The 12,408-nt window shown below is 58.3% G+C and carries 15 protein-coding genes; 6 read left to right on the forward strand and 9 right to left on the reverse strand.

From position 1 onward, the window contains the following. The 4 genes from PMI28_RS30970 to PMI28_RS21670 all read left to right on the forward strand — a co-directional run. Window positions 1-223: hypothetical protein (locus PMI28_RS30970; RefSeq protein ID WP_033063160.1), on the forward strand; the 223-nt coding region annotated here is incomplete at its 5' end. Between the two features lie 14 nt (window positions 224-237). Next, a complete protein-coding gene (locus tag PMI28_RS31380) occupies window positions 238-369 on the forward strand; it encodes a hypothetical protein (RefSeq protein ID WP_007984112.1) in 132 nt (43 codons plus the stop codon). Window positions 370-443: 74 nt separating this feature from the next. After that, on the forward strand, window positions 444-641 hold the full coding sequence (locus PMI28_RS21675; RefSeq protein ID WP_007984114.1) for a hypothetical protein: 198 nt from the start codon (window positions 444-446) through the stop codon (window positions 639-641). A gap of 99 nt (window positions 642-740) precedes the next feature. Continuing rightward, on the forward strand, window positions 741-1,940 hold the full coding sequence (locus tag PMI28_RS21670; protein ID WP_007984115.1) for an MFS transporter: 1,200 nt from the start codon (window positions 741-743) through the stop codon (window positions 1,938-1,940). Here PMI28_RS21670 and arfB read toward each other — a convergent pair. The 9 genes from arfB to PMI28_RS21625 all read right to left on the reverse strand — a co-directional run bounded on the left by arfB (window position 1,937) and on the right by PMI28_RS21625 (window position 11,308). Further along, window positions 1,937-2,350, reverse strand: coding sequence for an alternative ribosome rescue aminoacyl-tRNA hydrolase ArfB (arfB, locus tag PMI28_RS21665; RefSeq protein ID WP_007984117.1), 414 nt, complete (start codon window positions 2,348-2,350; stop codon window positions 1,937-1,939). The genes PMI28_RS21670 and arfB overlap by 4 nt on opposite strands. Before the next feature lie 430 nt (window positions 2,351-2,780). Next, the gene (locus tag PMI28_RS21660; RefSeq protein ID WP_177318955.1) at window positions 2,781-3,476 is read right to left on the reverse strand and encodes a DUF4225 domain-containing protein; all 696 of its coding nucleotides are present in this window, start codon (window positions 3,474-3,476) and stop codon (window positions 2,781-2,783) included. After that, window positions 3,463-3,963 (reverse strand): Hcp family type VI secretion system effector, encoded by a 501-nt coding sequence (locus tag PMI28_RS21655; protein WP_007984120.1) that lies wholly within the window; start codon window positions 3,961-3,963, stop codon window positions 3,463-3,465. The genes PMI28_RS21660 and PMI28_RS21655 overlap by 14 nt, the downstream gene beginning before the upstream one ends. A gap of 236 nt (window positions 3,964-4,199) precedes the next feature. Beyond that, window positions 4,200-5,621 carry an amino acid permease gene (locus PMI28_RS21650; protein ID WP_007984123.1) on the reverse strand — a complete coding sequence of 474 codons (1,422 nt, stop codon included), beginning with the start codon at window positions 5,619-5,621 and terminating at the stop codon, window positions 4,200-4,202. A gap of 862 nt (window positions 5,622-6,483) precedes the next feature. Next, window positions 6,484-7,704, reverse strand: a complete 1,221-nt coding sequence (gene rluB / locus PMI28_RS21645) for a 23S rRNA pseudouridine(2605) synthase RluB (protein ID WP_007984125.1) — start codon at window positions 7,702-7,704, stop codon at window positions 6,484-6,486. A 295-nt stretch (window positions 7,705-7,999) separates the two neighbouring features. Beyond that, window positions 8,000-8,971 carry an SMC-Scp complex subunit ScpB gene (scpB, locus tag PMI28_RS21640; RefSeq protein ID WP_007984126.1) on the reverse strand — a complete coding sequence of 324 codons (972 nt, stop codon included), beginning with the start codon at window positions 8,969-8,971 and terminating at the stop codon, window positions 8,000-8,002. 11 nt (window positions 8,972-8,982) lie between these two features. Next, a complete protein-coding gene (locus PMI28_RS21635; protein ID WP_172435389.1) occupies window positions 8,983-9,741 on the reverse strand; it encodes a segregation and condensation protein A in 759 nt (252 codons plus the stop codon). Window positions 9,742-9,801: 60 nt separating this feature from the next. After that, window positions 9,802-10,431: an L-threonylcarbamoyladenylate synthase gene (locus tag PMI28_RS21630; protein ID WP_033063162.1), complete on the reverse strand. Its 630-nt coding sequence runs from the start codon at window positions 10,429-10,431 to the stop codon at window positions 9,802-9,804. Window positions 10,432-10,444: 13 nt separating this feature from the next. Beyond that, window positions 10,445-11,308, reverse strand: coding sequence for a PHP domain-containing protein (locus tag PMI28_RS21625; protein WP_007975299.1), 864 nt, complete (start codon window positions 11,306-11,308; stop codon window positions 10,445-10,447). Between the two features lie 87 nt (window positions 11,309-11,395). On the opposite strand from PMI28_RS21625, the gene PMI28_RS21620 reads away from it, so the two are divergent. Further along, window positions 11,396-11,992, forward strand: coding sequence for a septation protein A (locus tag PMI28_RS21620; protein WP_007984132.1), 597 nt, complete (start codon window positions 11,396-11,398; stop codon window positions 11,990-11,992). 1 nt (window position 11,993) lies between these two features. Further along, window positions 11,994-12,293, forward strand: coding sequence for a YciI family protein (locus PMI28_RS21615; protein WP_007984134.1), 300 nt, complete (start codon window positions 11,994-11,996; stop codon window positions 12,291-12,293). The last annotated feature ends 115 nt before the right edge of the window (window positions 12,294-12,408 follow it).

Raw genomic sequence — 12,408 nt, forward strand, 5'->3', positions numbered from 1 at the left:
GCTCGCGAATGCGGTGTGTCAGGCGATGCAAATGTCGACTGATCAGACCTCTTCGCGAGCAAGCCCGCTCCAACATTTGCTCTGCGTCGCTGTTACTGACCTGTCTAGACAACCACTTCCGTCGAAACAAATGGATATAAAAGTCTGTTTGTCATTTTCAGTGCTGTATCCTGCCCAGGCTTTTTTTAAAGCGCGGATCTACCAGATCTATCAACAGACTTAGCGAGGAGCGCGACTATGCACGAGATTCCTAATCTCCCCTTCCCAAGCCTGCACGTACCTGAGCAGACGACCACGCAGCAAGCCGGTGCCCAACAGCCCGAGCCGAAAGAAGCCACTGGCAGCCGCCAGGCTGACAGCGAAGACTGAAACACCCGCCGTACAGACCGTGTGGAAAGCGCTAACATGCGCTTTCCACACTGCCTGAAACGCGAGCCTGCACCATGACCGATGAACTCAGCGAAACCTTTGATGAAAAGCAGGCCAGCGTCCTGATCGGCACCGCCGAGAAAATGATCGAGATCTGGAATCGCCTCTCCCCCGAGAAACAAGCCGCATTGCTCGCCCGCTTCGGCACCCAGGAAAATGCACTGGCCGCCCTGGTCACCACGCAGCTGGTCGCTCCCGTCAAACCTGAATGACACCGACCGGCAAATAGTTTTACTTTTTCACGACCCGCGACCGTCCACACCGCTATCATAAGCAGCCTATCTATCCTGCTTTGCCGTGGACCTTTACCCATGCCTGAAAACCAGCGCCCCCTGGCGGTCACGCTGCAAGTTGTTTCCATCGTCCTTTTCACCTTCATTGGCTACCTGAACATCGGCATCCCCCTTGCCGTATTGCCCGGTTACGTCCATAGCGACCTGGGCTTCGGCGCGGTGATCGCGGGCCTGGTGATCAGCGTGCAATACCTGGCCACCCTGCTCAGCCGGCCGTATGCCGGAAAAATCATCGACAACAAAGGCAGCAAGCTGGCGGTCATGTATGGCCTGGCCGGTTGCGGCTTGAGCGGGGTGTTCATGCTGATCTCCGCCGGGACCCAGAGCCTGCCGGCCGTGAGCCTGATCAGCCTGTTGATCGGCCGACTGGTACTCGGCAGCGCGGAAAGCCTGGTGGGCTCGGGCTCGATTGGCTGGGGCATCGGCCGGGTCGGCGCGGCGAATACCGCCAAAGTCATCTCGTGGAACGGTATCGCCAGCTACGGTGCGCTGGCCGTCGGCGCGCCCCTGGGCGTGTTGCTCGTCCATCAACTGGGCTTGTGGAGCATGGGGGTGAGCATTGTGCTGCTGGCGATCCTCGGCTTGCTGTTGGCCTGGCCAAAAACCGCCGCGCCAATCGTTGCCGGTGAGCGCCTGCCGTTCATGCACGTGCTCGGACGAGTTTTCCCCCATGGCTGTGGCCTGGCCCTGGGCTCCATCGGCTTCGGCACCATCGCCACTTTCATCACGCTGTATTACGCCACGCGACACTGGGACAACGCGGTGCTGTGCCTGAGCCTGTTCGGTGCCTGCTTCATCGGCGCGCGCTTGCTGTTCGGCAACCTGATCAACCGCCTCGGCGGCTTTCGTGTAGCGATTGCCTGCCTGTCAGTGGAAACCCTGGGCTTGCTGTTGCTGTGGCTGGCACCGGATGCGCATTGGGCATTGGCGGGGGCGGCGCTGAGCGGCTTCGGCTTTTCGCTGGTGTTTCCGGCACTGGGCGTGGAGGCGGTCAATCTGGTCCCGGCCTCCAGCCGTGGCGCGGCAGTCGGCGCCTATTCGCTGTTCATCGACTTGTCGCTGGGGATCACCGGCCCGCTGGCCGGGGCGATTGCGGCCGGGTTCGGTTTTGCGTCGATCTTCCTGTTCGCCGCCTTCGCCGCGTTGAGCGGATTGATACTGAGCCTTTATTTGTACCGGCAGGCACCGAAGCAACGCGAAGCGCGGGACGCCCGTTAGAAATCGACCTTGCCGCGCCCGGCCTTGATGTTGCCACGCTTGCTCTTGGATTCGAGGCGCCGGGTCTTCGAGCCGAGGGTCGGCTTGGTCGGACGGCGCTTCTTCTCGACCTTGGTGGCACTCTGGATCAACTCGGTCAGCCGCAACAGCGCATCGGCGCGGTTCTGCTCCTGCGTGCGGTACTGCTGGGCCTTGATGATCAACACACCGTCGCTGGTGATGCGACTGTCGCGCAGCGCCAGCAGCCGTTCCTTGTAGAACTCGGGCAAGGACGACGCCGGAATGTCGAAACGCAGATGCACGGCACTGGAGACCTTGTTGACGTTCTGCCCACCGGCGCCCTGAGCGCGAATGGCCGTCAACTCGATCTCGGCATCCGGCAGATGCACGTTGTTGGAAATGACCAGCATGGAAAAGCGTCCGGGTTCTTGAGCGTGCAGGATACCGCGAATGACGTCCTGAATTGCAGGTGGTCAACTGATACAGGCGAGTTTTTGAAATCCCCCCAGACTTTTCTTACAGCGTTTTCGGATTTACAAAATGGAAGTTGCCTTGTATCGAATTGCGACACTAACCTAAGGGTTAGAATCAACGAATTAGGCTAGCACATGAATTTTGAAAATATCCGATACCACCTAGCGGTAACCTTACTGGTTTTAGGCTGCTCCGGATTGCCATCCGGACTAATCGTATATGGCATAAGAAAAATAATCCGCATAGATGAAAAATATCTAGACATCGCTTACCTGGCAACATACGCAATTATTGTTTTTTTTGGATTGGTTTTTTACATCCCAAGAATGCGCGGAAAAACTTAAATACCCACCCTCACAGCACCGCTCATTCATAGAAATAATTTTCTTCCGGAAGCATTATTTTAATTGTCAAAAAATCAACCAGCGCTTCGAAAGCCAACGCCAACTTCCCCGTTTGTCGGTAAGCTGCCTCATAGTTTATTGGATCGCGCCGAAAAAGCTCCATCGCCCCAGGCTTGAGAACTTGCCTGGATATTCCGTAACCCGAAACAAACAAGTCCATAGAGTAATAGGCCATGTCCCCCGCATGGTCATCAAATAAAGTTCTGTAGATACGCCGTACAGGCCCGACCGTCACTGGAGTTCCCGGCCCATGATAGATGTTACTCAAACCTTCATAAATATTATTCGCACCATGGCTGACCATAAGCCCCCCCGGAACCGCACCTAGCCCTCCTGAGCTTCCGATGACCGAAACACCTGTCCTGATCTGCATTACACCCGCCACAACCCCAATGCCGTTCTGAAGATAAAACTGAGCCTTCGACGACAATTCCTCGTATTCAGCTCTTAACTCTTGCACCCCCTGCCACGCATTGATAAGCCCTTCATCAACCGCCTGGATAACCTCATCTGCATAAGATGAAATTATCGAACCAAAGCGAAGTCGCGTAATGCCATCCGTAAAATGCGTCATGCCAATGCTGCATCCAACTGCAACCAGATCAGAAGCCGCTTTCGTCACATCATGAATATCGCAAGAATCCTCATCCACCCTCATTCCCCCAGGAGCAATAGGCACTTGTAGCTCCCGGTATGTGTGCCCACGCGATATCTCGATAACGAATGGACACAGATTCCTGCGGCTCTGCATCGTTCATACGAATAGCGTGAGGGACTTGCTGGCTGATATGCGCAATACGTGCACCTGTAAGGTGTATTGAATAATATCGCTCAAGCCCACCAGTCGAGGCAGTACGGTAGAGGTTAAGAATGCACTCCACCTCCTCACACTCATGCAGTGCGATTGCCAACAATGGTGATGATTTATCAATGCTCTTGGTAATCACAATGGGCATGTGTTTACCGCGACCACCTGCAATGCTGCCGTCATTGCCTGTCACCATATCGTGCGAATAAGCCAGCACCATGATTTCGTCCTGATGACCGGCCTGGCATTTGTTACCGATAGAACTATAGCCAGAACAACCAGCGGAAATCAGACCTTGTCGTTTGCCGGTAATACTCATGTAGCTATGACTCGCCATAAGCGCTACTCCTTGTTGTGTTCGGAGCGTCAAACTATGGCAAAAAAACACTAACCCGCGTGTAGGCTGTTTCTGATTCAACGAGGATTGGCCTCCGCCTTTAAAAATTTCCGAAACTGCTGTAGTGAATAGCGACCGCCTATGTAGGAACAAGACATCAGTACAATCGAAAAGCCAGCCAATCAAGCACAAAAAACCCGGCACATGGCCGGGTTTGTTGTTTCTGCGCTCTGCGTTTACTTCACCGAAGAGCCGGCAACCTGCAACGCATATTGCGCACTGCGCTTGTTCTTGATGCCGTAGCAGACCCACATGAACACGAGCCATACCGGAATCGCGTACACCGACGTCTGGATCCCCGGAATCAACAGCATCACACCAAGGATGAACACCACGAACACCAGACAGATGTAGTTGCCGTACGGGTACCACAGGGCCTTGAACAGCGGTGTCTGTTTGGTTTTGTTCATGTGCTGGCGGAACTTGAAGTGCGAGTAGCTGATCATCGCCCAGTTGATCACCAGGGTAGCAACAACCAGCGACATCAGCAGTTCCAGCGCGTTTTTCGGGATCAGGTAGTTCAGCAGTACCGCGATCAGCGTCACGGCAGCCGAAGCCAGGATCGAACGCACCGGCACGCCGCGCTTGTCGATCTTCGCCAGACCTTTCGGCGCGTCACCCTGCTCGGCCATGCCCAGTAGCATACGGCTGTTGCAGTAGGTGCCGCTGTTGTACACCGACAACGCCGCGGTCAGGACCACGAAGTTGAGGATGTGCGCGGCGGTGTTACTGCCCAGCATCGAGAACACTTGCACGAACGGGCTGCCGCTGTAGGAATCACCGGAAGCGTTCAGGGTGGTCAGCAAGCTGTCCCACGGGGTCAACGACAGCAGGATGACCAGGGCGCCGATGTAGAAAATCAGGATCCGGTAGATCACCTGGTTGATGGCTTTCGGGATCACGGTTTTCGGCTTGTCTGCTTCGGCAGCGGTGAAACCGAGCATTTCCAGACCACCGAAGGAAAACATGATGAACGCCATGGCCATCACCAGACCACTGACACCGTTCGGGAAGAAGCCGCCGTGGGACCACAGGTTACTGACCGCCGCTTGCGGGCCGCCATTACCGCTGACCAGCAGGTAGCTGCCCAGGGCAATCATGCCGACGATCGCCACGACCTTGATGATCGCAAACCAGAACTCGGCCTCGCCAAAGACTTTGACGTTGGCCAGGTTAATAGCGTTGATCAGTACAAAAAAAGCCGCCGCGGAGGCCCAGGTCGGGATATCCGGAGCCCAGTAGTGGATGTATTTGCCGACCGCAGTCAGTTCCGACATGCCCACCAGAATGTACAGGATCCAGCAGTTCCAGCCCGACAGGAAACCGGCGAAGCCGCCCCAGTACTTGTGCGCGAAGTGGCTGAAGGAGCCGGCCACCGGATCTTCGACGATCATTTCGCCCAGTTGGCGCATGATCATGAAAGCGATGAAGCCGCAGATGGCGTAGCCAAGGATCATCGACGGACCGGCGGATTTCAGTACCCCGGCCGAGCCGAGAAACAAACCGGTACCGATCGCGCCACCGAGGGCAATCAGTTGAATATGACGATTTTTCAGGCCGCGTTTCAGCTCGCCTGAATGCGAGTTTTGTCCACTCATGAAAAGGGTCTCACGCAAGGTTTGATGATGTTCAGTCGACGTAGCTGCTTGGAAATGACGTTAAGCAGCGCCGATCAAACCCCAGCGCAAGCACCAGGAGTTCAGCGTATTTACAACGGTCATGCGTCACCTGTTTGTTTTTATCTGTGACGAAATCGAACCCGACACGCTCGTGACGCGACGGAGTGAACAAGGCGGATAGCCTTGAGGTTTGCGCAGATGCGCAGGAGGTCACAGGTAAAACGCGGCGCATTGTACACCCGTAACCCCCTGCTGCCAGACCCGCTGGACAAGCGTGTCTATGGCCGGGATTGCCTGTGTCCGCCCCGAGGGGCTCGGGCGGCTGCAAAAAATGGGTCAGATCCTTGCGGATCATTGACGGGAAAGGCAGGAAAACCGCCTCTCACAGAGCGATGGAATCGGATTGCGGCGTTCATTGCGCCTCCTTTTTGTTATGCACATGCACGACAGGCATGGCGCGCATAACACCCTGCATGGAGCGGTGAAACAAGCGGGCCAGAGCGCGGGAAGAAGGACACAAGGCAATAGCGCGTAAGAATTTTCTTACGACACTCGAGAAATGGCGATTTCACGGGGTTAACCCGTGGATTTCGTCAGGTTTTCTTTACAAGGCGTAACATCGGGTTTCCAACCGGGAGAGTGTGGTGTTGCCGCTGACGCCTTCGCGAGCAAGCCCGCTCCCACAATGGATCGCATTTCGACCAAACAACTCCGCCCCCTGTGGGAGCGGGCTTGCTCGCGAAGGCGCCCTCAAAAACACTACCGGACTAAAACCAGACCAAAAAAAACGCCAACCCGAAGGCTGGCGTTTTTAACTTGTCGCTTGCAGCTTATCGCTGCCTCACTCCGGCTTGCGACGACCAAAGCCCGGACGCTGGCCGGAACCGGCCGGTGCGCCACGGCGCTTGCCCGATGGCGTGTCACCGTCGACCAGTTTGATCCCCGGACGCTTCGGCGCCGGCTTGGCCGGACGCTTGGTGTCGGCCGGGCGATCAGCTACCGGCGTACCACGGCCTTCGCCACGCTCGGTACGGCCGTTGGCCGGACGTGGCGTGCGTGGACCGCGCTCACCGTCCTGACGCGCAGCAGGCTTGCGACCTGGACGCTCGCCTTCGATCTGCGGCTCGCGGCTTGCACGTGGAGCAACAGGAGCGGCAGGAGCCCCGGCGGCTGGACGCAGGGTACGCACGCGCTCGGTCTTGGCCATCGGACGCGACGACTTGCGCTGCATCCGATCGAGCTTGTCTTTGCTCTTGGCATTCATTTGCGGCATCGCGACCGGCGTCAGGCCGACTTCAGCACTGAGAATGTCGACTTCGTACTGGCTCATTTCGCGCCAGCGGCCCATCGGCAGGTCGGAGTTGAGGAACACCGGACCGAAACGCACGCGCTTCAGACGGCTGACCACCAGGCCCTGGGATTCCCACAGGCGACGAACTTCACGGTTACGACCTTCCATTACCACGCAGTGGTACCAGTGGTTGAAACCTTCACCACCCGGCGCCTGCTTGATATCGGTGAACTTGGCCGGGCCGTCTTCGAGGACGACGCCGGCTTTCAGACGCTCGATCATCTCGTCGTCAACTTCGCCACGCACACGTACCGCGTATTCGCGGTCCATTTCGTAGGAAGGGTGCATCAGGCGGTTGGCCAGCTCACCGTCGGTGGTGAACATCAGCAGACCGGTGGTGTTGATGTCCAGGCGACCAATGTTGATCCAGCGACCTTCTTTCGGACGCGGCATCTTGTCGAACACGGTCGGGCGGCCTTCCGGATCGACACGGGTGCAGATTTCACCGTCGGGCTTGTTGTACATGATCACGCGGCGCACCGACTCGGCGGCCTCTTCACGCTTGATCACCTTGCCATCGATGGTGATGGCGTCGTGCATGTCGACACGCTGGCCAAGGGTGGCGTCTTTGCCGTTGACCTTGATGCGGCCGTGGCTGATCCAGGCTTCCACGTCACGGCGCGAGCCGACGCCGATACGGGCGAGGACTTTCTGCAGTTTTTCGCCTGCTGGGCCGATTGGCTGGTCGTCTTGCTGGTCTTTGATACTCATCTGGGCACCTCCCGGTGTGGTCTGAAATCTGGGTACTTTGGCGAAGGGATCGCCGAAGGGTCGCGAATCATACGCGCATGCGGGCGATTGCGCATCAGAGACTAGCTGATCAAGGCAAGGTTATTGGTTTTTCCGCCGACCGGTGGTGCGAGGCTTTGCCTTGAACACAATGCCCCTGTGGGAGCGGGCTTGCTCGCGAAGGCGTCAGGTCAGCCAACAAAGATGTCGCCTGACACGCCCTCTTCGCGAGCAAGCCCGCTCCCACAGTGAATCTCCTTTGTTCATAAGAATCGTATCAGTCTTCGAACTGGCGGCGTTCTGCTTCGATAGCTTGCGCCAGGGCCAGGGCTTCGGCCTCTTCGTCCGACAGTTCCGGCTCGGGTTTCGGCTGTTCGAGGGCGGCAACGGCAGCCAGCAGTTTTTCGCGGGCTTCGGCAACGCCGAGGATGTCGTCGGCCTGCTCCGGTTCAATTTCCGGCTCAGCCTCGGGTTGTGCCGCTTCGACTTCTGGCTCAATGACCGACTGTTCCGAATCGAATTCAGGCGATGCCCCATCACGCAGCAAGTCGTCGAAGTCAGTCTTGAGCCCCTCCTCCATGCTGTCCAGCTCCAGCAACAGCGTGTGGAAACTGGTTTCTTCCTTCGGTTCTGCCGGTTCCGCGCTGGCGTCGGCCAACTCTTGCAACCCGGCGGGTACGGGCGCGTCGTCGAAATCGAGCACCGGGTCCGGTTCCAACTCGCGCAGTTCCGCCAGCGGTGGCAAGTCGTCGAGGTTTTTCAGGTTGAAGTGATCGAGGAACGCCTTGGTGGTCGCGAACATCGCCGGTTTCCCGGGTACGTCGCGGTGGCCGACGATACGGATCCACTCGCGCTCCATCAAGGTCTTGACGATGTTGCTGTTGACCGCCACGCCCCGCACGTCTTCGATTTCGCCACGGGTGATCGGTTGGCGATAGGCAATCAGGGCCATGGTTTCGAGCATGGCGCGGGAGTAACGCTGCGGACGCTCTTCCCACAAACGCCCGACCCACGGAGAATATTTCTCGCGAATTTGCAGGCGATACCCCGAGGCCACTTCCTTCAGTTCAAACGCACGGCCATCGCAGGACTTCGCCAGAATCGCCAGGGCCTTCTTGAAGACCGGCGGCTCCGGCCGCTCGCCTTCTTCGAAGAGTTCGAACAGGCTTTCCAAAGATTGCGGCTTTCCCGAGGCCAACAGAAAGGCTTCAAGCAAGGGTGCCAGATCACGGGGGTCAGTCAGGTTCATGATTCAACTCGTTATTCGGCTCGGGCTCGCACGTGGATCGCGGCAAATGGCTCATTCTGCACCAGCTCGACCAGGGATTCCTTGACCAGTTCAAGGATCGCCATAAAGGTCACCACCACGCCCAGACGCCCTTCTTCTGCTGTAAACAACTCGACAAACGGCACGAAGCCGCCACCCTTGAGCCGCTCCAGTACATCGCTCATGCGCTCCCGGGTCGACAGCGCCTCGCGGCTGACCTGGTGGCTTTCGAACATGTCGCCACGGCGCAGCACCTCGGCCATGGACAGCAGCAGCTCGGACAAACGCACGTCCGGCAACAACTTGCGCGCCCGGGCCTCCGGGGCATCGAGCTTGGGCACCACCACATCGCGACCGACGCGGCTCAGGCCATCGATGCCTTCGGCGGCAGCCTTGAAACGCTCATATTCCTGCAAACGGCGGATCAGTTCGGCGCGCGGATCTTCCTCTTCGTCTTCGACGGTTTCAGCCCGTGGCAGCAGCATCCGCGACTTGATCTCGGCCAGCATCGCGGCCATCACCAGGTACTCGGCGGCCAGCTCCAGGCGCACTGACTGCATCAACTCGACGTAGCCCATGTACTGGCGGGTGATTTCCGCCACCGGGATATCGAGGATGTTGATGTTCTGCTTGCGGATCAGGTACAGCAGCAGGTCGAGAGGACCTTCGAACGCCTCGAGAAAGACCTCGAGGGCATCCGGCGGGATGTACAGGTCCAGCGGCATTTCCATGACCGCCTGGCCATAGACCATGGCGAAGGGTAGTTCCTGCTGGGCTCCGGCCTGACTGTCGACGGGTTCTACTGCGGACATCTAGGCCTCGACCATGAACGGCGCAGGGTCGCCGCAACCGACGCGGATGACTTCCGGCTCACCGTCGGCGAGGTTGATCACGGTCGACGCCTTGATCCCGCCGAAACCGCCGTCGATGATCAGATCGACCTGGTGCTCGAGCAACTGGCGCATTTCATAGGGGTCATACATCGGGTCGGTTTCACCGGGCATGATCAGACTCACGCTCATCAACGGCTCGCCGAGCTGCTCCAGCAGTGCCAGGGCAATCGGATGGCTTGGCACCCGCAGGCCGATGGTGCGTTTTTTCGGGTGCAGCAACAGTCGCGGTACTTCGCGGGTGGCGTTGAGAATGAAGGTGTACGGCCCCGGCAAGTGGGCCTTGAGCAAGCGGAAAGTGCCAGTGTCGATCTTGGCGAACAGCCCCAGTTGCGACAGATCACAGCAAATCAGCGCGAAGTTGTGCTTTTCATCCAGCCCGCGCAAACGTCGCACGCGCTCCACAGCCACCTTGTCGCCGATCTGGCAACCAATGGCGTAGGAAGAGTCTGTGGGATAAATCACCACCCCGCCCTTGCGGATGATCTCGACCGCCTGTTTGATCAGGCGCGGTTGCGGGTTTTCCGGATGAATCTGGAAAAATTGACTCACATTCTCTACCTGTTCAGACGGCGGCAATAACTGGGTCATGTTTGAATCGACACCATAGCGGTGGCAAATCCTCCGGGAGTGGCCGGTATTCACCGATCTCCGACCAGCCTCCGGGGCCATGAAAATCACTGCCGGCGCTGACCAGCAGACCGAACTCGCGGGCCAGAATGGCCAGGCTGCCCACTTGCTCGGCAGGCTGATAACCATTGACCACTTCGATGGCGTGGCCCCCTGCTTGAATATAGTCGGCAATCAGGCGACGTCGCTTGCTGCGCGTGAATTCGTAGTGCCAGGGATGTGCCAGGCTGACCCAGGCTTGAGCCGCGCGCAGGGTCTCGACGGTTTCTTCCAGGGTCGGCCAGTGTTGCTTGACGTCACCCAGCTTGCCGGCACCCAGCCATTTGCGGAACGCCTCGGCGCGATCCTTGACGAAACCTTCACGCACCATCCAGTCGGCGAAATGCGGGCGGGCCGGCGCGTTGCCGCTGTCGCCCAGTTCCTGCTGGATCTTGCGGGCGCCTTCAAGCGCCCCCGGCATGCCTTTCAACGCCAGTTTGCGGCTGATTTCCTCGGAGCGCAGCCAACGGCCATCACGTAATTTGGCGATGGCCTCGACCAGCGGCGCGGCATTCACGTCAAAACCGTAGCCCAATACATGAATGGTCGCGCCGCCCCAGGTGCAGGACAATTCGACGCCGTTGACCAGTTGCATCCCCAGCGCGGCGGCCGCGTGCCGGGCCTCGTCGAGGCCTTCAAGGGTATCGTGATCGGTCAAGGCCAGGACTCGCACGCCTTTCTCGAACGCCCGCGCCACCAGAACCGCAGGCGCCAGGGCGCCATCGGAGGCCGTGCTATGGCAGTGCAAATCAACATTCACAGGGCTTTGTAACCTCAAATCAGCTGGCGCTATCGCGCGCCCATATGTTTGTTATTATGCCGCCACATCCTGCTTCTGGCTGCCACTGTGAAACAATTCATCGATTTCATCCCGCTCCTGCTGTTTTTCATCGTCTTCAAAACCGATCCACGGGTCGTCGACATCGCCGGCCATGAGGTCACTGTAGGCGGTATTTACAGCGCCACCGCGATGCTGATCGTCAGTTCCCTGGTGGTCTACGGCACACTGTTCATCAAGCAGCGCAAGCTGGAGAAGAGCCAGTGGCTGACCCTGATCGCCTGCCTGGTCTTCGGCAGCCTGACCCTGGCGTTCCACAGCGAGACATTCCTCAAGTGGAAAGCCCCAGTGGTCAACTGGCTGTTCGCCCTGGCGTTCATTGGCAGCCACTTCGTCGGTGACAGCCTGCTGATCAAACGCATCATGGGCCATGCATTGACGCTGCCTGACGCAGTCTGGACGCGCCTGAACATCGCCTGGATCGCCTTTTTCCTGTTTTGCGGTGCCGCCAACCTGTTTGTCGCGTTCACCTTCCAGAGCTACTGGGTCGACTTCAAGGTCTTCGGCAGCCTGGGCATGACTTTGCTGTTCCTGGTCGGCCAGGGCATCTACCTGTCCCGCCATTTGCACGACGCCGACACCACTACGCCAAAAACCGAGGACTGACATGCTTTACGCAATCATTGCCACAGACGTCGCCAACTCCCTGGAAGCCCGCCTGGCCGCACGACCTGCGCATCTTGAGCGCCTGCAAGTACTCAAGGGCGAAGGCCGCATCGTCCTGGCCGGCCCACACCCGGCGGTCGACAGCAATGATCCGGGCGCGGCGGGTTTCACCGGCAGCCTGATCGTCGCCGAATTCGATTCCCTGAGCGCCGCCCAGGCCTGGGCCGACGCTGATCCGTACATCGCCGCAGGCGTCTACGCCAACGTTCTGGTCAAGCCGTTCAAGCAAGTCCTGCCGTAACTTTCTTCTCGCAATTGCCCCCACGCGATGAACCTTGTCGGTTCATCGCGTTCTCAATCGCTCATTATTCTCGTTTGCCGGCCGACAACCTGCCCAATACTCGTATTGGAATCAG

It is taken from the genome of Pseudomonas sp. GM48 (assembly GCF_000282335.1).
In the GTDB taxonomy this organism is placed as follows: Bacteria; Pseudomonadota; Gammaproteobacteria; order Pseudomonadales; family Pseudomonadaceae; genus Aquipseudomonas.